Annotated in this window: 20 protein-coding genes; 8 read left to right on the top strand and 12 right to left on the bottom strand. The window is 53.7% G+C overall.

Annotation, left to right across the window (positions count from 1 at the left end):
* Positions 1–112: 112 nt before the first annotated feature.
* Positions 113–1,276 carry an aminotransferase class V-fold PLP-dependent enzyme gene (locus ACR0L4_RS16735; protein ID WP_170753484.1) on the bottom strand — a complete coding sequence of 388 codons (1,164 nt, stop codon included), beginning with the start codon at positions 1,274–1,276 and terminating at the stop codon, positions 113–115.
* Between the two features lie 5 nt (positions 1,277–1,281).
* On the opposite strand from ACR0L4_RS16735, the gene ACR0L4_RS16730 reads away from it, so the two are divergent.
* Positions 1,282–4,287, top strand: a complete 3,006-nt coding sequence (locus tag ACR0L4_RS16730) for an FAD-binding and (Fe-S)-binding domain-containing protein (protein WP_480514261.1) — start codon at positions 1,282–1,284, stop codon at positions 4,285–4,287.
* Between the two features lie 9 nt (positions 4,288–4,296).
* On the top strand, positions 4,297–4,974 hold the full coding sequence (locus tag ACR0L4_RS16725; RefSeq protein WP_170467812.1) for a GntR family transcriptional regulator: 678 nt from the start codon (positions 4,297–4,299) through the stop codon (positions 4,972–4,974).
* A gap of 42 nt (positions 4,975–5,016) precedes the next feature.
* On the opposite strand, the gene ACR0L4_RS16720 is transcribed toward ACR0L4_RS16725, so the two are convergent.
* The 5 genes from ACR0L4_RS16720 to ACR0L4_RS16700 form a co-directional block, all read right to left on the bottom strand.
* On the bottom strand, positions 5,017–6,093 hold the full coding sequence (locus ACR0L4_RS16720; RefSeq protein WP_480514260.1) for an Ldh family oxidoreductase: 1,077 nt from the start codon (positions 6,091–6,093) through the stop codon (positions 5,017–5,019).
* The gene (locus tag ACR0L4_RS16715) at positions 6,083–6,955 is read right to left on the bottom strand and encodes an ABC transporter permease (protein ID WP_170753478.1); all 873 of its coding nucleotides are present in this window, start codon (positions 6,953–6,955) and stop codon (positions 6,083–6,085) included. Before ACR0L4_RS16715 ends, ACR0L4_RS16720 begins: the two co-directional genes overlap by 11 nt.
* The gene (locus ACR0L4_RS16710; protein WP_170753476.1) at positions 6,952–7,761 is read right to left on the bottom strand and encodes an ABC transporter ATP-binding protein; all 810 of its coding nucleotides are present in this window, start codon (positions 7,759–7,761) and stop codon (positions 6,952–6,954) included. The genes ACR0L4_RS16715 and ACR0L4_RS16710 overlap by 4 nt, the downstream gene beginning before the upstream one ends.
* The gene (locus ACR0L4_RS16705; protein WP_480514259.1) at positions 7,758–8,726 is read right to left on the bottom strand and encodes an ABC transporter substrate-binding protein; all 969 of its coding nucleotides are present in this window, start codon (positions 8,724–8,726) and stop codon (positions 7,758–7,760) included. The genes ACR0L4_RS16710 and ACR0L4_RS16705 overlap by 4 nt, the downstream gene beginning before the upstream one ends.
* Before the next feature lie 118 nt (positions 8,727–8,844).
* The gene (locus ACR0L4_RS16700) at positions 8,845–9,759 is read right to left on the bottom strand and encodes a fumarylacetoacetate hydrolase family protein (protein ID WP_480514258.1); all 915 of its coding nucleotides are present in this window, start codon (positions 9,757–9,759) and stop codon (positions 8,845–8,847) included.
* Between the two features lie 141 nt (positions 9,760–9,900).
* On the opposite strand from ACR0L4_RS16700, the gene ACR0L4_RS16695 reads away from it, so the two are divergent.
* The 4 genes from ACR0L4_RS16695 to ACR0L4_RS16680 all read left to right on the top strand — a co-directional run bounded on the left by ACR0L4_RS16695 (position 9,901) and on the right by ACR0L4_RS16680 (position 14,036).
* The gene (locus ACR0L4_RS16695) at positions 9,901–10,581 is read left to right on the top strand and encodes a FadR/GntR family transcriptional regulator (RefSeq protein WP_170753470.1); all 681 of its coding nucleotides are present in this window, start codon (positions 9,901–9,903) and stop codon (positions 10,579–10,581) included.
* A 194-nt stretch (positions 10,582–10,775) separates the two neighbouring features.
* Positions 10,776–11,459, top strand: a complete 684-nt coding sequence (locus tag ACR0L4_RS16690; RefSeq protein ID WP_170753469.1) for a fumarylacetoacetate hydrolase family protein — start codon at positions 10,776–10,778, stop codon at positions 11,457–11,459.
* Between the two features lie 59 nt (positions 11,460–11,518).
* Entirely contained in the window at positions 11,519–13,054 is a 1,536-nt protein-coding gene (locus ACR0L4_RS16685) for an acyl--CoA ligase (protein WP_480514257.1), read from the top strand.
* Between the two features lie 4 nt (positions 13,055–13,058).
* Positions 13,059–14,036, top strand: a complete 978-nt coding sequence (locus tag ACR0L4_RS16680; protein WP_170753465.1) for a 2-dehydropantoate 2-reductase — start codon at positions 13,059–13,061, stop codon at positions 14,034–14,036.
* Positions 14,037–14,892: 856 nt separating this feature from the next.
* Here ACR0L4_RS16680 and ACR0L4_RS16675 read toward each other — a convergent pair.
* From ACR0L4_RS16675 to ACR0L4_RS16650, 6 genes are all read right to left on the bottom strand, one after another.
* Positions 14,893–15,702: an NAD-dependent epimerase/dehydratase family protein gene (locus ACR0L4_RS16675; protein WP_480514256.1), complete on the bottom strand. Its 810-nt coding sequence runs from the start codon at positions 15,700–15,702 to the stop codon at positions 14,893–14,895.
* Entirely contained in the window at positions 15,690–16,586 is an 897-nt protein-coding gene (locus tag ACR0L4_RS16670; protein WP_480514255.1) for a hypothetical protein, read from the bottom strand. The genes ACR0L4_RS16675 and ACR0L4_RS16670 overlap by 13 nt, the downstream gene beginning before the upstream one ends.
* Before the next feature lie 52 nt (positions 16,587–16,638).
* Positions 16,639–17,634: a substrate-binding domain-containing protein gene (locus tag ACR0L4_RS16665; RefSeq protein ID WP_480514254.1), complete on the bottom strand. Its 996-nt coding sequence runs from the start codon at positions 17,632–17,634 to the stop codon at positions 16,639–16,641.
* 51 nt (positions 17,635–17,685) lie between these two features.
* Complete coding sequence (locus ACR0L4_RS16660; protein ID WP_480514264.1) at positions 17,686–18,672, bottom strand: ABC transporter permease; 987 nt, start codon at positions 18,670–18,672, stop codon at positions 17,686–17,688.
* Positions 18,673–18,674: 2 nt separating this feature from the next.
* On the bottom strand, positions 18,675–20,237 hold the full coding sequence (locus tag ACR0L4_RS16655; RefSeq protein WP_480514253.1) for a sugar ABC transporter ATP-binding protein: 1,563 nt from the start codon (positions 20,235–20,237) through the stop codon (positions 18,675–18,677).
* A 127-nt stretch (positions 20,238–20,364) separates the two neighbouring features.
* Positions 20,365–21,036, bottom strand: coding sequence for a GntR family transcriptional regulator (locus tag ACR0L4_RS16650; protein WP_170753453.1), 672 nt, complete (start codon positions 21,034–21,036; stop codon positions 20,365–20,367).
* A gap of 109 nt (positions 21,037–21,145) precedes the next feature.
* On the opposite strand from ACR0L4_RS16650, the gene ACR0L4_RS16645 reads away from it, so the two are divergent.
* Positions 21,146–22,015: an SMP-30/gluconolactonase/LRE family protein gene (locus tag ACR0L4_RS16645; RefSeq protein ID WP_480514252.1), complete on the top strand. Its 870-nt coding sequence runs from the start codon at positions 21,146–21,148 to the stop codon at positions 22,013–22,015.
* Between the two features lie 25 nt (positions 22,016–22,040).
* Entirely contained in the window at positions 22,041–23,075 is a 1,035-nt protein-coding gene (locus ACR0L4_RS16640) for a sugar ABC transporter substrate-binding protein (protein ID WP_170753449.1), read from the top strand.
* Positions 23,076–23,152 lie beyond the last annotated feature (77 nt).

Raw genomic sequence — 23,152 nt, 5'->3', positions numbered from 1 at the left:
TCTTTTGCCGTCATGCGGGTCATGGTGAAGCTCCTGATGAGTTGGCAGTTCGAAGGGTGAGGCAGTCAGATCAAAGGGTCGTGGTTGGTTTTTTTGGACACTCAGTCCTGCTTTAAGCAGCCTTGAGGCGTTCCAAGGCGGCTTGGGTGCCGCCTGCGTTGTGAGGCATCCTGCTTTTGGCCAGCCCCATTTCTACGCCTGAGAGTGTGGCCATCAACATCAGGTCGTTGAAGTCGCCCAAATGACCTATTCGAAATACTTTGTCGGCCACCTTGGACAGGCCATTTCCAAGTGAGATATCATAGTGCTCCAGCGTAGTCGCGCGAAAGACATCAGCAGAATGTCCTTCAGGCACTTTAACAGCGGTCAGTACGCCCGACTGCTGACCTTGGCGAGCACACAATACCTCAAGTCCCCATGCTTGCACTGCGGCCCGAGTCGCGGCGCCGTGGCGGGTATGCCGGGCGAACACATTCTCCAGCCCCTCTTCGTGCAACATATCGATGGCCTCATTTAATCCATAGAGGAGATTGGTGCCGGGCGTATAAGGGAAGAACCCTTTCTGGTTGGGTTCGATCATGTTACGCCAATCCCAATAACTTCGTGGCATACCCACGGATTTCGAATGTTCCAGTGCACGGTCGCTTACAGCGTTAAAGCTCAGACCAGGCGGTAGCATCAGTCCTTTTTGCGAACCAGAGACACAGACGTCAACGCCCCAGTCGTCGAACCTAAAATCGATCGACCCTAGGCCAGAAATGGAGTCAACAATGAGGAGCGCAGGGTGCTTTGCCGCATCTATAGCTCTGCGCACTTCCTCAATCGACGAGACTGACCCGGTAGAAGTTTCATTGTGAACGACGCATACCGCCTTGATCTCGTGCTGACTATCTTCGCGCAGGCGGTCTTCGATCTGATTTGGATCCGCACCGCCACGCCAATCTCCTTCAATCAGTTCTGGCCGCAATCCCAGTTTTCCTGCCAAGTTGCACCACATGAAGGCGAAATGTCCTGTTTCGAACATGAGAACTTTTTCGCCTGGCGAAACACTGTTCACAAGTGCTGCTTCCCATGCACCGGTGCCGGATGAGGGGTAAATAAAGACGTTCTGCTTTGTCTTGAAAATGGTTTTTATCCCACTGAGGGCCTTGTTCCCTACTTCAGCAAAATCGGGCCCCCGGTGATCAATGGTCTGCGTGCTGATGGCCTTCAGGATGCGCTCTGGCACAGCACTTGGCCCTGGAATCTGCAAAAAGTGCCTGCCCGCCTGACGCATTTGAAATGATCCTTATGCTGGTGCCAAAAGAGTGGTGCTATTTACCGTTGCAAAAGTTAATTATGAATTCATTATTCAGTCAATGGGCAAGTGGAGCCTCTAATTGGGCTTACTGGGAAGGGAAGGCGAACCTGATGGTAAAGAATGGATCGTTATACCGCCGACTGTTGTCTGATGTGCGGGGAGAGGTGATGTCAGATCCGGCGTCGCTTGCGCGATACTCGACCGATGCCTCAATCTATCAGATGATACCTGACGCTGTTGTGATCCCCCGATCCACAGAAGATGTGAAAGCGGTGATGTCTGTCGCGCGGGACGAAGGATTTTCGGTCCTTCCTCGCGGTGGCGGCACATCGCAATGCGGGCAAACGGTCAATCAGGGTGTTGTGCTGGACAACACAAAAAACTTGAATCGTATTCTAGACATAGACGTTGAGAAACGTATTGCGCGCGTTCAGCCAGGTGTTGTGTTGGATCAATTGAACGAAGCGTTGAAGAAGCATGGCCTTTGGTTTCCCGTGGACCCCTCAACAGCGTCTCGTTGCACTCTTGGGGGGATGGCAGCAAACAATTCTTCAGGCGGAAAGTCTCTGCGGTACGGGATCATGCGAGATAACGTCCGTGCAATAAACGCAATTCTGGTTGACGGAAGCGAAGCGCGGTTCAGCGCTGAAACGCCCGGATCTAGCGATTATGCGGATCTTGTTGGCGACATGCGCGCACTTGGGCGTCGTGAGGCGTCTGAAATTGACGCCCGTTTTCCCAAGGTCCAGCGCCGTGTGGGCGGGTACAATATCGACGCGCTCGTCGGTAACGACATCAACATGTCCCATTTGTTGGTGGGGTCAGAAGGCACGCTGGCTTATTTCACTGAATTGGAATTGAATTTGGCACAGTTACCGGGTGAGAAAGTTACCGGCGTGTGTCATTTTTCGACCTTTCGTGCTGCAATGGAGGCCACCCAGCACATCGTGACGCTCAATCCGCAGGCGGTAGAATTGATCGACGAGACAATGATCGCGTTGGGGCGCGATATCCCATTGTTTCGCGACACTATAGAGGCCTTTGTCAAAGGCAATCCCGAAGCCCTGCTACTAGTGGAATTCGCCGAGGGCAACGCTGAGGACAATGCCGCAAAACTGGTTAAGCTTTCCCAACTAATCGGAGATCTCGGCTTGTCTTTTACCGGAACGAAAAACCGGTGGGGTGGAGTTGTTTCAATTACAGACGCCAAGCTGCAGAATTCTATCGCCGAGTACCGGAAATCCGGCTTGAATGTCATGATGTCGATGAAGGAGGCAGGCAAGCCGATATCCTTCGTTGAAGATTGCGCTGTTCCGTTGTCCGACCTCGCCGACTACACCGCGGGCCTAAACGAAATATTCGACCGGCATGGCACCAAGGGAACATGGTACGCGCATGCCTCCGTAGGGTGCCTACATGTTCGTCCTGTCCTGAATATGCGGCAGGACAAAGACGTCAGCACAATGCGGGCGATTGCCGAAGAAACATTTGATCTGGTTACGCGATACAAGGGCTCTCATTCAGGTGAACACGGTGACGGGATGGTACGTTCCGAATTTCATGAAAAGATGTTCGGTCAGCGTATTATTTCCGCCTTTGAAGAGGTTAAGAACCGGTTTGACCCAATCGGGATGCTCAATCCTGGAAAGATTGTGCATGCGCCTTCAATGGATGATCGCCGTCTATTCCGCTATAGCCAGGACTATTCAGTCCCGGATTTCGAAACAGCGCTGGATTGGTCAGCTTGGCCGGGTACCGGAGGAGGATTTCAGGGTGCCGTTGAGATGTGCAATAACAACGGTGCGTGCCGCAAGCTCAAGGGCGGAGTTATGTGCCCTTCCTTCCGTGCCACCCGAAACGAGCGTGATTCCACGCGTGGGCGTGCAAACACTTTACGTTTCGTGATCAGCGGGCAGTTGCCGGGCGGTTTAGAATCCGATGCAATGTTGGACGCGATGAAGTATTGCGTATCCTGTAAGGCGTGCGCTCGGGAGTGCCCGACTGGTGTCGACATGGCGCAAATGAAGATCGAAGTACTGTCAGCGAAACGTAAAAAAGATGGGCTGACATTGGCAGATAAATTGATAGCTTACCTGCCCAGATATGCGCCAAAAGCTGCAAAAGTCGCGTGGCTTATGAATATTCGAAACAAAATTGGACCCTTGCGTAAGCTGTTGGAAAGCCCGACCGGTATTGCCGCGCGACGTGATCTTCCAGAATGGTCTTCCGTTCCGTTCCGAGATGACGAGGCCCAAGATAGGGATCCGCAGGTTCTTCTGTTTACAGATGTATTCAACCGTTATTTCGAGCCTGACAATCTGCGCGCCGCGGTCCGGGTTCTGCGTGCGCTGGGACTGCGTGTCGCCGTAGCACGGGATGACCACACTAAAAGAGCGTTGGATTGCGGGCGTACCTTGTTGGCTGCGGGTTGTGTGGAAGAAGCGCGACACGAGGCTCAGCGCGTGATTGATGCGACACGAGATATGGTTGCCAAAGGCATACCTGTCGTCGGACTTGAACCTTCCTCTATCCTCACTTTCCGGGACGAGTATTTGGCTCTTTGCCCGGGACCGCAAACGGAGATGTTGGCGAAGGCCACACATACAATTGAGGAGTTTCTGGTCGAACAGCCGAGCTTGCCTTTGAAGCCGATAGATCGACCGATCTACGTCCATGGACATTGTCATCAAAAGGCACATGACGTCGTCACGCCTATGCTCAACCTCCTGGAACGTATTCCTGAGGCGCAGGTTAACATGATCGAAAGCAGTTGTTGTGGTATGGCTGGGGCGTTTGGATATGCCCCGGAAACTGTCGATGTCTCGATCGAGATGGCAAAGCTAGACCTATTTCCAGCTTTGGACGCGGCACCAGTGAATGCAATTGTTGTGGCAGATGGGACATCATGTCGGCACCAAATCACTGAGGGTACCCGACGGCAGCCCATGCATGTCGCTCGCTTGCTGGAAATGGTACTTGATGATTAGGACGTGGTTATGAATCTAACGGATGGCATCAAGCGCACAACACTACATGAAGAACTGGTCGAACGTCTGCGCAACCTGATTGTCGAAGATGTTCTGAAGCCGGGAGAGAAAGTGCCCGAGAAACAGCTCTGCGACTCGTTGGGGGTCTCAAGGACACCATTGCGGGAAGCCCTAAAGGTGCTTGCATCAGAAGGCTTTGTGGTACTCCAAGCCAACCGAGGTGCGCGAGTTGCCAGTGTCACGCGAGAGGAATTGGAGAATACGTTTCCAGTTCTTGCGACGCTTGAGCAACTGGCAGGTGAGTTGTCGTGTCAGAGCATGAACTCCACGGAAATTAAACAGATTGAACGTCGACACGCCGATATGTTGAAAGCCTATAGGTCACGTGATCGGCAGGCCTATTTTAAAGCCAATCAGGACATCCATCAGGCACTGATACGTGGCGCGCGAAACGACATTCTTGAAACCCACCACAAGCTGTTGGCGGCGCGGGTCCGCCGAGCACGTTTTGTGGCCAATCTGTCAGACGAACGCTGGGCGCAGGCAATTCGCGAACATGAAGCTATGATGGAGTTGCTTAAGGCTCGCGATGCGGATGGGCTTGGCAAAACCATGAAGCTACACATGATGAACAAGCTTTCGGCACTTGTGAAAGCGCTTGAGGCTGAGGATGAGGCGTTTCGCTGACTTCTGTTCCAAAGCGCTTACAAACTTTTCCTGGATCGGCCGCTAGTCAGTGTTGAGACTTGGAAATGGGGGTGTCAGCCCACAGTCCAGGGCTAGTTTGTTGAGATCACGACAAAGAGCGGGGTTAAGCCTTACACCGTCTTTACGACGGGCTTCAGCTGCGGCCGTTTTGCCGTCTCCGGGCAAGCGCACCGGGTCATGACCGGGCAGTGGGGCTGATGCGCGCATTTCGGAAAAGACGCGGGCCGCATTGGAAGCAAAGTCTTTTTCCATCCCAAACGCTGCCGGATTAAGCGCCATTACGAATTGCCCTGTGTTTGTGGATGAGGTCGTGTCTGAGGTGAAGTTGACCACGTCTGAGCCGAATGCCGCACCATTCAGCACCCCGGCCATCAACCCGATGGCCACGGAAAGACCGAAGCCTTTTGGACCGCCTATCGGCAAAAGAAATCCTTCAGACTTGCGGGCAGGGTCCGTCAATGGGTTTCCATCGCGCCCGACCATCCAACCCTCCGGCATAGGCTTACCTTGCTGCAACAGGGTCTTGATCTTGCCCATCGCGGCAACAGTCGTCGCCATATCAAATACGAATGGATCGGGGCCATCGGCAGGCGCAGAGAAAGCGATGGGATTGGTGCCAAGAAGCAGGTCGCTTCCGCCATAGGGCGGAACGTGGTTCGCACTGCCCACCGCTGCGGCCATGCCAAGCAACCCAGCCTCGGCCTGCGGGCGCACATAAAGTGCGAGTGGTCCTGCATGGTTGCCGCGCCGAACACCGACCCATCCGATTCCGGCCGCTTTTGCCTTTTCAATTGCAAGATCGCGCGCCGCCGACATAGCCAAATGTCCAAGGCCGTCATCTCCGTCGATCAAAGCGGTTGCGACAGTCTCATGTTCTACAGTGACCTTTGGCGTAGGATTAGAGCCGCCGCCCGCCAGCCGCGCTAGGTACTGGCGCAGGCGAAATACACCGTGTGTGCCGTAACCATAAATGTCGGCCTCAACCATCGTCGATGCCACCTTGTCCGCATCTGATTTTGGCACGCCTTGAGTTTCGAGTGCGGCCGCCACAAATTCACGCAGGGCGAGGCAGTCTATTTTCACAGGCTCAGAAGTCATCTCTTCCCACCTGTTCCTTGTGCCAGAACACCAATTTACGCTGTGTCCAAACCACCGACGCAAATACCACCAGACCGACAAGGCTGAGATACAGGATCAACGAAAAAACGCGCGGCGTGTTGAGCTGCGAGGCCGCAACACGGATAAGTTCGCCAAATCCCTTGCCACCACCCAGGAATTCTCCTGTAATCGCACCAGCCATTACGCCGACTGCTCCAATCTTGAGGCCGGTAAAAATTTGCGGCAGGCCAGTCGGCAGTTTCATCTTGATCAACGTCTGCATCCGACTTGCGCCCATCGTCTTGAAAAGCATGCGCGCGTTTTCGTCGGCTGCGTGAAGCCCGGCCGCAGTACCAACAACGATCGGAAATGTCGCGATAAAGGCGGCCAGCGCGACCTTCGATTCAATGCCAAAGCCTAACCAAGCTACAAAGAGTGGGGCAAATGCCACCTTTGGCATGGTATCTATGGCCACCAGGTAAGGCATCACCGCCTTTTCACCAAATGCCGTCTCCCCCACCAATACGCCCAGCGAAAAACCGATCGCGATTGCCAGCGCAAAACCATAGATAACTTCTTTGATTGTGATCCACAGCGCTCCAAGCATATAACCGCCAGTCAACAGATTTTGTCCCACGAAGATCATATCTTTCAGGGTTTCTAACGGCGTAGGTAGAATAATTGGGGAAACCAGCCCAAGGCTCGTCACAATTTGCCAAGTGCCTACGAAAACTACGAAGACAAAGGTCATCGCCAGCCAGCGTGGGACCGAGTCGATAAAGTGAACTTTTTGTTCCCATACCGTGTCTTCTGCGGTGTCGGCGTTTTTTAGGGAAGGTGAGTAGTTATGAACGTCGCTCACATTTCTTCTCCCTTATCCAGGAGGCTGCGAATGTAGTCTACGATAGCGCCAAACTTGGGCGTGGTCATCATATCCAACGTACGTGGACGCGGCAGGTCGACCTTCACGATTTCGGCAATCCTGCCCGGGCGTGGTTTCAACACGACAATTTCGTCGGACAAAATCACGGCTTCCTGAATAGAGTGCGTAACAAGAAAAGCAGTCGCATCCTGTTCATGGCAGATCCGCTGTAGTTCCATGTTCATCATGTCGCGCGACAGCTCGTCCAGCGCACTGAATGGTTCGTCCAACAAAAGCACGGCTGGTTCAGTGATCAGCATACGGCAAATTGAGGCGCGCTGAGCCATGCCGCCCGACAATTCGTTCGGGTATACGTTTTCGAAACCCTTTAAACCCACGACGTCCAAGAGTTCGTGAGCTTTGCCCATTGCTTGCTTGGCGGCTGCCTTGCCGTCGCGGATCTCAATTGGCAATACGATGTTTTCCACTGCTGTTTTCCAGGGAAATAGTGTCGCCTGCTGGAACATCATTCCAATATCTCGACGGGGCCCTGTCACTGGAAGGCCTTGTAGGATCACACGCCCTTTGGTGGGTGGAATCAGACCCGCCATGATCTTGAGCAGAGTTGACTTGCCGCACCCGCTAGACCCAATGACAGAAGTGAAACTTCCCTTCCGTAACGTCAGGTTTATGTCCTCAAGCGCAACCACAAGATTGCGTGCATAGGTCTTGCTCAGATGGGTCAACTCATAAACCGGCGTGCCCAAGGGCGCGCCGGAAAACTCATGGGTGACTTCAGCGTTCATTTACTGACAGCCTCGTTGCCAATGGCAGCAAACTCATTGGTCCACGCAGCGCTCAGGTCATCAAGTGGTCCCGGAATTTCGCCGCCTGCGACCAGCGCGTCTTGCCATTCTTGCCAGACTTCGGCGGGATACCATCCCAGACCATTGCTTGGATCCGCCGCTATGGTTTTTGAACGCACGGCATCGAACAGTGCCGACTGGAACTCCTTGTCTTCGCCTTCCTGCGGATTGCCGTCAGCCAGGTGCTTCAACACGGCTTCGCGGTTGGCATCATCGAGCGCAAAGGCATGGCCACGAGCGAATGCGCGGCTCCAGGCCTCGACCAGTTCCCGATCATTGGCGATTGTGTCAGCCATAGTGGCGATGCCGTTCCCGAAGAAACGCCCAAATTCTGCCGGCGTAATGTCGCGCACTGCCATTCCGCGCTGGTTCAGAATTGCCGTGTCAGCAGTAGAAGCAGAATACGCGTCGATTTCACCGTTCAGGAAAGCCGCAGTTGCCGGGCCACCGTCGCCGACGGTCAGGAAAGTGAAGTCTTCACCCTCTTTCATGCCTGCTCCGGTCATCACATTGCGCGCAAAGCCGACTTCGGCGCCATCAGCCGTACCTGTTCCGATAACTTTACCTCGAAGCTCTTCAACACTTTGGATGTCAGAGTCTTCTGGCACGGCGATGCCGAAGTTGCTGCGTGCCGCAACGTTGTAGATATGTACTGCGTCCACATCCCGCGATCGCGCTGCGATTAGGGGACCAGGTCCGGGGCGACCGAAATGCGCTTGCCCTGCAGACAAAGCCTGAAGCACGGCTCCCGAACCGTTGATCGCCTCGACGGTCACGTCCAAACCTTCGTCTGCGAAGTAACCTTCTCCAATGGCGACAAAAACAGGAAATGAGTTGATCGCCGATGGGCTCGGCTGCACAAAAGTGATCTTACGCAAATCCTGCGCAAAACCTTTCGTTCCCATTGCTCCCGCTACCGGAACTGCCGAAAGCAAGGACGCTGTGAAAGTCCTTCTGTTCATCATTTTAGTCTTCCTCCCTTGCATGGTTGGCTTCCAGCAGCTTCAGAGATGCAGGAGCCACTTACACGGCGCGCACGGTATTCCTGAGCGTGCCAATTTCTGAAATTTCACAAACCACCGTGTCCCCATCTTTCAGGAATTGAGGTGGGTCCATTGCGTATCCGACGCCAGACGGCGTGCCGGTCGCGAGTACGTCGCCCGGCTCAAGGGTCAGGCCTTCTGATAGGGATGCGATCAGCGTCGGAATGTCGAAAATCATGTCCGACGTAGTTCCGTTTTGGCGCTGCTCGCCGTTGACGGTTATTCCAATTGACAAAGACTGCGGATCGCTGACCGCATCAGCAGTCACAATCCAGGGACCCAATGGGCAAGACCCATCTAAACCTTTGCCTTTGAAATACTGCCCACCATGTCGGCGTTGGATGTCGCGTGCGGTGATGTCGTTGAGGATCGTATAGCCGTATACGTGGTCGTATGCGTCAGCCTTGGCTATGTTTCGCCCCGGTTTTCCAATCACAACTGCCAGTTCCACTTCGTAGTCGATGGCTTGTGAGACCGATGGGAAAATCAGAATGTTTGCCTCTGGTGCCACAATCGAGGTCGGCGGTTTTGTGAAGAAAACCGGATGCTCTGTTACACCAATTTTTTGATTTTGTGCCCGTTCGCCCTCGGCAATGTGTTCAGCGTAATTGCGCCCTACACAAAACACGTTCTTACTCGGACTGGGAATTGGCGCCAGAAACGGCGCGTCATCCCAAACCAGTGCGTCCTTTAGACTACCTGCTTCAGCCGATGAAACGAGGGATCTCAAAACTCCAAGCGTATCTTCTCCACCCGCGATCAATTGCTGCATTGAACCGGCGTTCAGCGTTTTGCCAATCATTTGCGCTGCGCGCAAAATGTGCAACTTGCTGCCATCTTCAAGTATTGCCACGCAAACGGCGTGGCCTTCTACGGAAACAGTTGCTAACCGCACTCGGCACTCCTCCCTCGTGCTTATGTCAAGCTTTGGTCACGGACCCTGTCCTGCGACTCGTTTCTTGCTTTCCTCTTGCCCTTGAGTTTTTTCCGACTTGGCGTTTCAATCAATCAACCAATCACCAAATTGGGTGGAGATATGAGCGCACCAACCGAACTCGCGCACCGCGTACGCGACCTGATTAACAATGCCGGATACAGGCATAACGACAGGCTCCCTCCTGAACGCGAACTCTGTTCGAAGCTTGGGACAACCCGCAATCAATTGCGAAGAGCATTGGCAGAGCTTGAGGCGCAGGGGCTCATCTGGCGCCATGTCGGTCGAGGAACTTTCGTCGGTTCGAGGCCGGTTCTAAACCTCACAGACGTCACTTATCTAGGCAATCAAATTAAACCTGAACAGGTAGTTTCAGTACGGTTTACGATCGAGCCGCAGCTTAGCCGTCTGGCGGCGCTCCATTCCACTCGTTCTGATCGAGAGCAAATGAGGCTCTGCGCGGACAAGTGCCGTACCGCAGAGGATTGGCGCACATACGAAGCCTGGGACAACAATTTGCATTACGCTATAGCTCGCTCTACTCGTAACCAGCTTTTTTTGTATTTTTTTGAGACTTTGAATTCGGTCCGAAGATCCATTGTTTGGGGGCAGCCTCGGGAAACCCTAAAGCCAGCCGAGGACTACTCCAGTTTTCGGGAGCATGATGTGATCGTATCTGCCATAGCAAAGGGCGACGCTGAACTTGCGGCCAGTGCCATGGTGGATCACCTGAAATCCGTTTATTCGCGTGTACTACCCACGAGCATCCAGTCGGACGGTTGATGCAGCACAAATGCACAACCAATTCTGGAAATGGTCGGGCTAGATGGAAGCCACAACCCTTGCAAACTAGCGTAGACTTTGGCGATGACTTGGTAAGCGGCCACGCTCGTTTCTATGGGGCGTGGCATTGATCGGAAGATGTCTGACGGTTTGGATCTCCGATCTTTGGCAACCAAATGTTCTGGAGGAAAGCGATGTCCGATCATGTCATTCCCGCGCCGCAGGTGCATACTATACCCGTAGCGGGAGGCGGCACATTCCCAGTTCGTCGCGTTTACTGCATTGGGCGCAACTACGCGGCGCACGCTATCGAGATGGGCCATGACCCGAACCGGGAACCTCCATTCTTCTTTCAAAAGAACCCGAACAATTTGGACCCTTCAGGGGAATTCCCATACCCTCCGCACAGTTCTGATGTGCATCACGAAGCTGAAATGTACGTCGCGCTCAAGTCCGGCGGCACGCATATTTCGGTGGACGATGCATTGGATCATGTCTTTGGGTACGGCCTTTCGCTTGATATGACCCGTCGCGACCTGCAAGGACAGATGAAAAAAATGGGTCGTCCGTGGGAAATTGGGAAAGCGTTTGAGCGTTCGGCGCCATGCGGACCAATTCACAAGGCATCAGAGGTCGGGCATCTCGACAGAGGTCCGATTACTCTGACCGTGAATGGTGATGTTCGGCAAGAAGGCGACTTGAACCAGATGATTTGGAAAGTCCCCGAGATGATCTCTTACCTGAGCGACTACTTCGAGCTTGCGGCCGGTGACGTTATCCTTTCGGGGACACCTTCTGGTGTTGGTCCCGTCAACCGAGGGGATGTTATGGTCTTGGCCGTTGACAAGCTGGGCAGCCTGAACGTCAACGTAACTTAGCAAGTACTATGCAAACCCTTTCTGCACGTTAGGCCGATGCTTTTGTGAACGGAACCCGGATGCCCCACTTAGTCGCTGAATTGATTGCACCCCATTCTGGCACTGCAAATGCTATCGGTGCTCCTGGCCGATCTTGGCTGAACTATCTTGGGCTCCGCGAACTTTGCGCAATGGTCAAAGCAGATCTCCATCAGATCGGAATAGGACGCGGCGACAGGGTGGCAATTGTGTTGCCCAACGGACCAGAGATGGCGACGGCCTTCATATCCGTCGCCCAAGTGGCGACGACAGCACCTCTAAACCCCGCGTATACTTTCGAAGAATACGTCTTCTATCTAAAAGACCTGAAAGCCAAGGCTCTTCTTGTCAGCGAAAACGAAAATGGCCCAGCCGTTCAAGCGGCGACTGAACTGGGTGTGGCCGTATTGCGTTCTACTAGTGATAGTTCTCGTCCAGCTGGACAGTTTTCCCTTTTGGCCTGTGACCCAATCGGAGTGGCTGATACGTCAGCGCCGGGTGAAGATGACGTCGCCCTGATACTCCATACATCAGGAACAACGTCGCGCCCCAAGATCGTCCCTCTGACGCAGGCTAATATCTACGCATCCGCCCTAAATGTGGCTTTGTCTTTGAAACTGACAATCGATGATCGTTGTCTAAGTATTATGCCGCTGTTTCACATCCATGGGCTGATTGCGGCTGTTGCCGCTTCACTAGGCGCTGGATCTCAGATTAGCTGCGCCCATGGTTTCAACGCTCTCAGCTTTTTCTCACAGGTCGCTGAAGTCGATCCGACTTGGTACACGGCAGTTCCGACGATGCATCAAGCAATTCTGACCCGAGCTGCCCGAAACCAATCAATCATTGATCAATCGCGGTTGCGCTTTCTTCGATCTTCTTCTGCTTCGTTGCCAGGCCCGGTAATGGAAGAGTTGGTGGCAACGTTTAATGCGCCTGTCATCGAAGCCTACGGTATGACTGAGGCCACACATCAAATGTGTTGCAACCCGCTTCCACCCCAAAAGCAAAAGCCTGGATCCGTTGGAATGGCAGCAGGTCCAGAAGTCAGAATTGCAGACGAGACAGAAAATGTATTGATCGCTTCGCGGGAGGTCGGTGAAATCGTTATCAGTGGTTCGAACGTGACACCGGGATACGAGAGCAACCCGCAGGCAAATGCAGACAGTTTCTTTGAAGTGGAAGGAAAAACTTGGTTTCGCACAGGTGACCAAGGGTCATTCGATGAAGAGAACTATCTGCGACTGACTGGGCGCCTAAAGGAGCTCATCAATCGAGGTGGCGAGAAAATCAGCCCGCTTGAAGTTGACACCATTCTATTGAGTCATCCGGACGTTGCTCAGGCAGTTTGTTTCGCTGTGCCCCACGATAAACTGGGCGAAGATATTGCCGCGGCGGTCGTGCTCGCAGAAGGTGCCTCAATCGCGGGTCATGAAGTTAGAGATTTTGTAGGTTCTCGGCTCGCTAAATTCAAAGTCCCAAGTTCAGTAGTTGTTCTCGATGAGATTCCGAAGGGTGCAACAGGTAAAATACAAAGAATAGGGCTGGCCGCAAAGCTGGGGCTGGCGGAGGCATAGGCACATGAAAATTTGTATCTTTGGTGCCGGAGCTATTGGAGGTTACGTCGCCGCAAAACTCGCACAGACAGACGTGGACGTCAGTGTCGTCGCGCGAGGGCCCCATCTGGACGCCATTCAGGAAAAAGGACTGACTCTATTGGAGGATGGGGAAAATCCAAAAACCGTCCCAATACGTGCTTCCGACAATGCTGCCGATCTCGGCCCACAAGATTATGTGTTCATCACTCTGAAAGCGCACTCCGTTCCGGCGGTTGTAGACTCAATGCAACCGTTGATCGGGGATGAGACAACGATTGTAAGTGGAGTGAACGGGGTGCCTTGGTGGTATTTCCACAAACTGGGCGGCCCCTACGAGGGGACGAGGCTGGCGTCAGTCGATCCGGGTAACGTTCAATGGGACGGTTTTGGACCAGATCGAGTCCTCGGATGTGTCGTCTATCCAGCCGCTGAGGTCATTGTTCCGGGATCAATCAAGCATATCGAAGGTAATCGTTTTTCGTTGGGCGAGCCCGATGGTTCTAAATCAAGCCGTGCTGCCAAGCTTTCGGCTGCGCTATCCGCCGCCGGACTCCGTGCGCCCGTAAGGCCGAGAATTCGGGATGAAATTTGGTTGAAGCTATGGGGTAATCTGTCGTTCAACCCGATTTCAGCTCTTACGCACTCAACACTTGATGTCTTGTGTACCGACCAAGGCTCACGCTCCGTGGCCCGCGGGATGATGCTTGAGGCTCAGGAAATCGGTGAGAAACTTGGTGTAAAATTTCCGATCGACGTTGAAAAACGGCTCGATGGCGGAGCAGCTGTCGGTGCGCACAAGACCTCTATGTGGCAGGATTTGGAGTTGCGCCGACCGATGGAAATTGATGCCTTGGTAACTTCAGTGCAAGAACTGGGTCAACTTACAGGGATCTCAACGCCCATAATCGACACCGTAGCGTCACTGGTCAAACTGAGGGCAAAGATCGCGGGCCTCTACTAAAGTTTCTTTAGGCATTGTTACAAGAGCTTGGCTTGGGACGGACAAATGACGCCGTTTCGAAAGTGTCATACAGAACATTCGAGAGTTTATCCGCAAGTTTGCAACAAGCAGTCGCTCGTTTTGAGTAAACAGCGCTTGAAGATTGGGACAGAAATGAATGAAGCGATTGACCGACTTATTGAGGTTTTTGGCAGCCGATTGGGTCAAATATCAGGGACGTTCCAAAATTTTGCAAGTCGTCAGACGAAATTAAAGTTTGCGTCACCAGCTGATCCAAAACCCCATTTCAGACTCCCGCAGTAAGTTTCGTTTGATCTGACTTCCCCTTTGGAAAATCAGGGTTGATTTGGAGGTCAGACAGTGAAGCTGTTTGTTTCTGCGAATCTGCCACGTGGCGAAAGCGGGAAGGGGCGAGGCAATGCTATTCGATAGGGGTGGTACGGCCGGCAGGCTTTAGCGGAACCGTGATCCATTTTCTAGTGCCAAATTTCAGTTGAACGCGGCTGAATCTAGACGTTCCGGATTGTTGCAAGCGAGAATCTACCACAAAAAACCGGTAGTCGGGATCAGAAAGGGGCTCTCTATCCAAATAGGTAGCGCCGATAAACTTTTGTATTATATGGATTTTTATGGCTGGTGTGGTGGGATTTTCTGTCAACATGTTGAAATTTAAAAAAATAAAGGAAATGTAGCTAATGGGCAGCGTTCGGAAATCGGTTTGAGTCCAGTATTGTGTAGCACTTCTCTGTTTTGAATTGCTTTGGAATTATGAAGTGGAAATGACGCGGCGATGAGGGCCGCAACTACTCTCGAACTGCCCGGAACGCAGAGCATCAAAAACTTCAACGTACCGCTTTTACCAATGCGGAAGTCGCTTCTCAAAAAACTTAACGATGTGAAATGAGAAAAGCCTTTTGATCGAGGTTCTAATTGCGATGGCGGATGTCATTTTTGCGGTGCTTCCATCTTGCGGATCGTACCCGATTTTCCGTTTTGTTTCGGCGATATCCCAACGCATGCCAGGGTTGTCTGACATAAGATTTAGGGCGGCAAACGCGACGTCCTTTGCGTCTATCGCTGCGCGCATGCCGTTTAGGAAATCCCGATCGCTCAGCCACATCTCCTGTCCCCAACGACCCATCGCCATATGCAGTCCAGGCTTGTTGCCATGGGTCCATTGGGTCCAGCCGATGCGTAGGCAGATGACCGAAAGCCCATGATGTTGCGCAAAGTAAGCGCCGGTCCGTTCGCAAAACAGCTTTGACATGCCGTAGGCATTCACGGGCCCTGGAGGCGTGTCGCTGTTCAACGCATCAGTGGTGAAACGCTTGTCCCCGTGGACCCAGTTCGAACTGGCGAGAACCACACGTTTAACGCCCATCGCTACGGCATGATGGTAGAGCGACAGCGTCGCGTCCATGTTGTGCTTGATCGCCGATGACCAGCTTGCGGCAGGCTCACGGTCTCCGGCCAGATGGACGATCACATCCACGCCTTCCAGAAGTTTGATCCAGATAGGGTCGCCAGACAGATCCGCGATATGAATATCCGGGTGATCAACCGGGCGAATGTCGATCCCTGACACTTTGTAGTCAGGATCCGCCTCCAAAACGTCGAAGAGTTTTCGACCCAGGTGCCCACCTGCACCTGTAATCAGGACATGCATGATAGTAACTCCCTATTCCTTTTCGAGCCAAGAATTGGTGGATTGCTGTTTGGCCAAATTTCAAAGTCCTGACGAAACCTGAGCGTCTCATCCCGCGCCAAATCAGATTTTGGCGAATGCCATTCGGCCTCACAATAGGAATAGTCGCCCGAATTGAATACCTCGACGGGATACTGATGCATAAAGCTGTCGCTCGGTGCTGGCGGGTGTGTTGTACAGAGTATCCAGGGGCCAGCTTTGCCGATCTTGATAAGCGTTTCCCCATCTGGGTTAGGAAGTCCAACCTTGAATTCTTGTTGTTTGGCGCAATCTGCAATGACGCAGTTTGCCGCCAGTTCAACCATTGATCCAGAGTGCCCGAAAACGGGATAGATTACGGGAGCGCCCATCGTAATCCCGATTGTGGCGGGCGTATTGATCATCATGACTGACCAAATGCCTGTTGCCCTGGAAACGTGACCGTGATTGGTCACACTATGCTCAATGCTCCACACAGCGGCTGACTTCAGGGTGATGCGCCGCGCCACGGACAGGTGCGAGACAGGACAGATCTGGCTTGTCAATTCGACATGATCCTCATCTCGTGAGGTGACCAGAAAAGGGTCACTGTCGAGTGCCGTAAACGGGGCACTATCCTTCCAGGCCGTGTCCGGAGCTATCCAGGTTTTTTCTCCGCCCCAGAGGGGGAAACCAAACTGCGGGGAGCGTGTTGGCAAGTCGGCCAGATCAATTTCATCAACCGGCAAGTGTACCAAGTCCGGATTCTGAAAAAGCAGCGATCGCTCTTGGAAAGTAACACCCCACAAACGGCCACCAATTCCGGGCAGGATAACAAGCTCCAATTCGCCTCTTGTTAACTGTAGAACGGACCATCGATCAGACATGAGGGGTTCCCGAGCGGTGACCCGGCGCAAGACTTTTGCGCCGGGAAAACGTTTAGACGTGCTTGAATTGGGCGACGTTTTGCGCCGTAATCGGCATAACCCCAGTTTCGACGCGTTCCGGCAGTGGATTGATCCCTGCCGCCTTCCAATCCGGCAAGACCTTCAGTGCGTCCGTGTTCTGCCAGTGCATCATGTGGAAGGCGAGGAAGATCTCGAGGTAGGATTTTTGAGCTACCGCACCGTGGATCGTGCCGTCTTCGATATAGGGCAGCATGTCATCGTTGCGGTCCATCGCGACGATCTTGATGTCCTTGCGACCTGCCTCGGTCACCGCGATGGCTGCGCCTTTGCCGCTGTCGCCGTCCGTACCACCAATGCCAACAATGTCAGGGTTGGCCTGGATAGCCTGAAGATAGGCCGTCGGAGCGTATGACGGGTCGGCTTTGTCGTTGACGACGTCAACCACCTCAATGTCAGGATATTTCTCTGCAAAGATCTGTTTGTACCCTTCGACACGCTCCAGGGTCGACGGCGCTGGGAATGTACCAAGGATGACTTTTCCCTTTCCACCAATGGCTTCGGCCAGCATCTCGCCGCCGACGCGGCCAGCCTGAACGCCGTTGATGCCCAGGAACGTTGATCTGGGGCTGTCGGGGATGTCGCCAATGCAGCAAGTAACTGGGATGCCAGCTTCGACCGCACGCTCCACGCCGGGTGCTAAGGTCGCGGGATCGCCGGGGAAGATCAGGATGCCAGCGGGGCGGCGGGCGATCAGTTCATCCAGCTGACGCGCCTGTGCTGCTGTGTCGAAGTCCAGCGGACCGGTGAACGTGGCCTTGATACCCATCAGTTCTTCGAGGTCTTCCATCGCGTTGCGGTAATCCACCCAGAACGGCACCTGAGTCACGATGGAGAGAAATACATATTCCTTACCAGCCGCCTGTGCCATGGCTTCCTTCGACAGGATTGGTAGTCCGAAGGCGGCAGCCAATCCTGCGGTAGTGCCCGCAGTTAGCAGCCTGCGCCGATTTACAGTCATCTCAGTCATCGTGATCTCCCTTTTGGATGATTAGTAGTTTTCGGTTTCTTTTGATTGAGGTCAGCCCCGTTTGCTGCGGATCAGCATGTCCAATGCCACGGCCGAGACGAGCACGCCACCGATGACAATCATTTGCCAGTAGATCGAAACGGCTTGCATGGTCATTGTGTTGTTGATCAAGGCAACGAACACGACGCCGAGGAATGCGCCGAGAATTGTGCCTTCGCCTCCGCGCAACGACGCACCACCGATAACGGCCGCAGCCAGCACCTGCAGTTCGATCCCATTGCCAGCTGTTGGCGTGCCGCTCATCAAGCGGGAGGCCAGCAGGACCCCAGCCACGGCCGCTAAAACACCCGTCAGCGCATAAAGAATGATGCGAACGCGTGTTACGTGGATGCCTGAAAGCATTGCCGCCTTTTCATTCGCACCTATGAAGTAGACCTGCCTGAAGAACCGGGTGTGGCGCACTGCCAGGTCAAAAAGGATCACCAAAACGAGGGTCAGCAACACGATCACAGGAAAGCCGCCAATGTCGGTCTTGCCAATCCAGCCGAATGATGCGGGCAGACTGGAGACTGAGAAACCCTCGGTCAGAACCAGCGCGATGCCGCGCGCGATCGACATTGTCCCAAGTGTGGCGATCAATGGGTTGATCCCGAGTCCCGTGACAAGCAAACCATTCACAACCCCGATGACGCCACCAAGAATCAGACCGCAGATCACCGCAAGCGGGATAGGCATGCCAGTCAGCAGCAACATGGCAACAACTGTGGAAGACAGTGCCATGACTGATCCAACCGAAAGATCGAACCCGCCTGATGCCAGCAGGATTGCCATGCCGATCACAATGATTGCAGTCGGGGCCATGCCCACAGCCACGGCCCGAAAGTTCGAAAAGCTGAAGAAATAGGGATTGACGTTGGCCATCACGATGATGATCGCGGCGATCAAAACGATCAGTGTCAGCTCACGGATGTCAACGAATGCCTGCAGGACGCGCCGCATAAGTGACCGTTTCTCGGAAATGTTGGCTTGAGCGACCATGGTCACGACGCGACTCCATTGTGTTGGGATGGCTGGGCAGCCGAGCGATTGGCGTTCCCGGCGGCCATTTGCAGAAGTACGCTTTCACTGGCGTCTTCGGCGGCGATGTCGCCCATCAGACGACCCTCGTGAACGACAAGAATGCGCGAGGACAGCGAAACCAATTCCGGAAAATCGGACGACACCACCAGAATCGCCATTCCTTCTGCCGCTTGGCGGAGCAGCTCTGTGTGGATCTGAAATTTCGCCCCCACATCGACGCCTTTCGTAGGTTCTTCCACTATCAGAAGGTCAGGCGTGCGCTTGAGCCATTTGGCCAGCATGATCTTTTGCTGATTTCCTCCCGACAGAGCGCCGACGTCTTCAGTGATCCCACTGGCTTTGACGCTAAATACATCAATGGCAGCGTTGCTGGCTTTCTTTATTGACGCCTTGCGCATGATGCCCAAGCTCGCGTGTTCAGAAAGACTTGCGGCGATCAAGTTGTCGCTAAGCGATTGCTCGAGAAACAAACCTTCGGTCTTCCGTTCTTCCGGTACAAAACCTACGCCAAAGCGCATGGCATGGCGTAGCGACTTGAGTTTCACGGGTACCCCACGCAACTCGACAATCCCTTCGGCTCCTTGCATCAATCCAACTATCGAGCGGACAATCTCGCTTCGGCGGGCGCCCATTAGCCCGGCCATGCCGACTATTTCGCCGGCCCTAATCGAAAAGGAGATGTCTTCGAATTCACCTGGGTGCGTCAGGCCTTTGACGGTAAGGATATCATTCCCTGAAGTGTTGACTGATCTACAGACGTCACCCGGGTGCCCGCCGCCAATCATTTCCGCAACGACTTGTTCCTGGGAGGTTTCGCTCACCGATAAAGTGCTGATATGGCGTCCGTCCCGCAAAACGGTAATTCGATCGGAAATTCGGAATATCTCGTCCATGTGGTGACTGACATAGACAATGCCGATACCCTTTTTTGTAAGCCCGCGAAGTACGTCGAACAACGCGTCCACTTCGTCAGGAGCCAGCGCTGATGTCGGCTCATCCAGCAAAAGAACGCGTGAATTCAGGGATAGCGCCTTGGCAATTTCTACAATCTGGCGGGTGCTGATTGGCAGGCTGTCGACGGGGATCGAAACGTCGATAACCAGTCCGAACTCTGCCAAAAGCGCTTCGGCACGGCGGCGCAGTTCCGGCCAGTCAACGACACCCAAACGGGTCGGAGCTCGTCCGGCATAGATGTTTTCAGCGACAGAAAGAGCGCCAGCCAGGCTGAGTTCTTGAAACACGCAACTGACGCCAAGCGATTGCGCGTGCGACGGATTTTCAATTCGGCGTTCATTGCCGTCACACAGAATTCTTCCCGCTGACGGTTGATGAAGCCCGTAGAGCAGACCCAAGCACGTGGATTTGCCTGCTCCGTTTTCACCGCAAAGCGCATGCACTTCACCTGGGCGCAGTTCGAATTCCAAATGATTAAGAACAACGTTTGCACCGAAGCTTTTGCTAACCGCATCCAATCGGATCAGGGGTGGCGTGTTCCTCGGATCAAGAATCGAAACTGACGTCATTGTATTCCTCCCAACGCTTGATTGACATCTGAGATATCAGATGTCAATTATTTTATGGAGAAGCTAAGTACGGCATGAAGAAGGGCAGCCCTTCGCAGGACTGCCCCTTGAAACGAGTTAGCGTTGATTAGGAGGCCTTCGCGCCCTCAAGCACGATCGAAGCACTTTCATAGGCCTGCCGAGTTCGATCAATGTGCTCCACCAGAAGCAATTTTATCTTCGCCATATCACCTTTACGCACCGCGACCGCGATTTTCTGATGTTCTTCGAATGAAAGCTCTGTGTGCTGCGGTAGCTTGGATAAATGGGTCCGCAATGCGGCGATCTTACCAATGTAGCGCGTATAGCTTGCGGTCAGATAGTCGTTCCCGGCATGCTCAAAGATCAATTGGTGAAAAGCGGTGTCCAGAGCCAGGTACTCGCGTTCATCGCGGCGGGATCGTGCGTGCGCCATGTCTTTCACAACTCTCTCCATACTGTCGGCCAGCCCATCAGGGTCCCTTGATAGCGCCAGTTCAAATGCGGCGGTCTCGATGGCCTGCCTGAAGTCGCAGATTTGCGTTACTTCAGACCCGGAAAGGGAGAATACGCGTGCACCTTTTTGCGGTTCGATACTAACGAGCCCTTCATCACGCAGTTGGGCCAACGCTTCGCGAACCGGCGATTTGGAGACACCAAGTTCCTCGGATATCTTACGCTCAGAAAGTATCTGGCCCATCTTTAGCGAGCCGTCGATGATACTGTTCCTCAAATGCTCCAAGGCAAGTTCTCGGAGAGATTTGGGTCGTTCAAGGGCCATAATCGGGGTCTCCAAAAAAATGTGTTGCATGACAGAAGATATCTGATACACCAGATAAGGCAAGCTGGAATATCAGATATCAGATTGACTGGAGGGGAGCCAGTTTGAAATGCGTGCAGAGTTAGTTCTTGATTGCAGGAATAAGCATGGGGAGGGGATCTTCTGGAACTCTGCCGATGAGCTTGTCTGGTGGACCGATATCGAAGGCCGCGCGCTTTGGTCTTACGATCCGTCGACTTTGAAGAGCGCCAAACACCCTATGACAGAGCGCGTCTGCTGTTTTGCTCCTCGCGCAAAAGGGGGCTTGATCGTTGCCTATGCAGACCGAGTCGTTCTATTTGATCTGGACACGAAAGCGGAGACGCTTGTTGCCCGCTTCGAACCTGCCAACGCTGAGACGCGACTGAACGACGGACGGACAGATCGGCAGGGAAGGCTGATCGTCGGTGGGATGAACGAGGTGTCCGGAGCCCACGATTCGTCAGTCTTGTGCATCGACACAGACTTGTCCGTGCGGACAATCATCGAAAAGGTGTCTTGTGCAAACTCTGCCTGTTTTGCCCCAGATGGCGAAACGATGTTTTTTGCGGATACACCAGACCGGGAAATCGTAGCCTTTGACTACGACCCCGCCACTGGTTCGGTTTCTGACCGACGCATTCACGCTTCGTTCAAGAACGAACCGGGGCTGCCCGACGGGTCCTGTGTCGATGCCGAAGGTGGTGTCTGGAACGCCGAGTGGGAAGGTCACCGCGTTGTTCGCGTCGCCCCGAACGGCGCGATTGACCGGGTCATAGAAATTCCTGTCTGGAAGCCCACCTGCTGTGCCTTTGGTGGCCCGGAACTCGACACGCTCTTCATTACGACCTCGCGCCTGATGAGTGACGAGGACGCTCTATCAAGAGAACCGGAATCTGGCGGCTTGTTTGCAGTCAAACCCGGCGTTTGCGGCGTGCTCGACACGCCATTCAACGGATAATAAAAAATTTCTGGAGGAGAATAAGATGCTGAAAACACTTATAAATACGACAATGGCCGCTGGTTTCGCCCTGCTCGCCTCTGTCGTCCATGCGGAAGACTATCCGACACCTGTCCCGCTCGAAGACGGTGCGCAGGCTCCAATTGATGCGATTGCTCCAAAAAACGAAAAGTTCCGCATCGCCTACATGCCGCCCGCAACCGAGTTCAACTACTACATCGCAATTGGCGAGGGTATCAAAGCGGTTGCGGCTGAAGCGGGCGTTGAAGTTTTCATGTTGGCCCCACAATCGGGTGCTGACATCAACGGCCAAATGGGCATGATCCAGGACGTGCTGACCCAGGATGTGGATGCGATCATCTTTGGCACCCACGATGAATTTGCCGCCGCGCCCCTTCTCAAGCAGGCGGTCGACAAGGGTATGGCGGTGTTGATGATCAACTCGGATATCCCGAACTTTCCGACGCCGATCCACGGCGTGGTCGGGTATTCGCAGCGAAACGGCACACACAACATCGCTGATTGGGCTATTGAGAACTACGGAGACAAGCCACTGAAGGTTGGCATCATCGAAGGTCAACCCGGGTATCACTCGACCGAGCGAGTGGGTGGTTTCCTGGACGGTATCGACGGCAACGAGAACTTCGAAGTGGTCGTGTCCATTGACGGCAAGTGGAATGTCGAAGGTGGCAATACCGCTGGTATGGATATCTTACAGTCGCATCCCGACCTCGACATGATTTTCGCGGCAAATGACTATATGATCATCGGGGCATCATTTGCGGCCAAGGCGCTCGGGCGCTCCGACATTGTTTTGCTCGGCAACGATGGCGATACCTCGGGTCTGGAGGAAATCGCAGCGGGCAACATTACTGCGACCGTTAATACCTCACCGTTCCTTATGGGGCGGGCGGCTATGCAGGCGACGATTGATGCATTGAACGGCACTTATCCCGGAGGATGGATCGAAACGCCAACCTCCATCGAAGATAAAGACGGTGCTGTCGCCGTGCTAAAGGAGCCTGAAAAGCTCTTCCCGCAGCCGTCTAAAGAATACTGAGCGTTCTCCCTGCTCCTCGGTGGCATCTTCGTGTGCTGCCGGGGGCGCAATTAAGCTAAGTTTCCCGTTCAAGTTGA

This window comes from Ruegeria sp. AB5 (genome assembly GCF_056542645.1).
The sequence above is the reverse complement of the archived record's forward strand: the minus strand, read 5'-3'. Positions and strand labels throughout refer to the sequence as shown.

Excerpts from the sequence above, each read along its gene's own strand:
- ACR0L4_RS16735 (WP_170753484.1), bottom strand. The coding sequence starts at position 1,276 with ATGCGTCAGGCGGGCAGGCACTTTTTGCAGATTCCAGGGCCAAGTGCT.
- ACR0L4_RS16730 (WP_480514261.1), top strand. The coding sequence starts at position 1,282 with ATGATCCTTATGCTGGTGCCAAAAGAGTGGTGCTATTTACCGTTGCAA.
- ACR0L4_RS16725 (WP_170467812.1), top strand. The coding sequence starts at position 4,297 with ATGAATCTAACGGATGGCATCAAGCGCACAACACTACATGAAGAACTG.
- ACR0L4_RS16720 (WP_480514260.1), bottom strand. The coding sequence starts at position 6,093 with ATGACTTCTGAGCCTGTGAAAATAGACTGCCTCGCCCTGCGTGAATTT.
- ACR0L4_RS16710 (WP_170753476.1), bottom strand. The coding sequence starts at position 7,761 with ATGAACGCTGAAGTCACCCATGAGTTTTCCGGCGCGCCCTTGGGCACG.
- ACR0L4_RS16705 (WP_480514259.1), bottom strand. The coding sequence starts at position 8,726 with ATGGGAACGAAAGGTTTTGCGCAGGATTTGCGTAAGATCACTTTTGTG.
- ACR0L4_RS16695 (WP_170753470.1), top strand. The coding sequence starts at position 9,901 with ATGAGCGCACCAACCGAACTCGCGCACCGCGTACGCGACCTGATTAAC.
- ACR0L4_RS16690 (WP_170753469.1), top strand. The coding sequence starts at position 10,776 with ATGTCCGATCATGTCATTCCCGCGCCGCAGGTGCATACTATACCCGTA.
- ACR0L4_RS16685 (WP_480514257.1), top strand. The coding sequence starts at position 11,519 with ATGCCCCACTTAGTCGCTGAATTGATTGCACCCCATTCTGGCACTGCA.
- ACR0L4_RS16680 (WP_170753465.1), top strand. The coding sequence starts at position 13,059 with ATGAAAATTTGTATCTTTGGTGCCGGAGCTATTGGAGGTTACGTCGCC.
- ACR0L4_RS16675 (WP_480514256.1), bottom strand. The coding sequence starts at position 15,702 with ATGCATGTCCTGATTACAGGTGCAGGTGGGCACCTGGGTCGAAAACTC.
- ACR0L4_RS16670 (WP_480514255.1), bottom strand. The coding sequence starts at position 16,586 with ATGTCTGATCGATGGTCCGTTCTACAGTTAACAAGAGGCGAATTGGAG.
- ACR0L4_RS16665 (WP_480514254.1), bottom strand. The coding sequence starts at position 17,634 with ATGACTGAGATGACTGTAAATCGGCGCAGGCTGCTAACTGCGGGCACT.
- ACR0L4_RS16660 (WP_480514264.1), bottom strand. The coding sequence starts at position 18,672 with ATGGTCGCTCAAGCCAACATTTCCGAGAAACGGTCACTTATGCGGCGC.
- ACR0L4_RS16655 (WP_480514253.1), bottom strand. The coding sequence starts at position 20,237 with ATGACGTCAGTTTCGATTCTTGATCCGAGGAACACGCCACCCCTGATC.
- ACR0L4_RS16650 (WP_170753453.1), bottom strand. The coding sequence starts at position 21,036 with ATGGCCCTTGAACGACCCAAATCTCTCCGAGAACTTGCCTTGGAGCAT.
- ACR0L4_RS16645 (WP_480514252.1), top strand. The coding sequence starts at position 21,146 with ATGCGTGCAGAGTTAGTTCTTGATTGCAGGAATAAGCATGGGGAGGGG.
- ACR0L4_RS16640 (WP_170753449.1), top strand. The coding sequence starts at position 22,041 with ATGCTGAAAACACTTATAAATACGACAATGGCCGCTGGTTTCGCCCTG.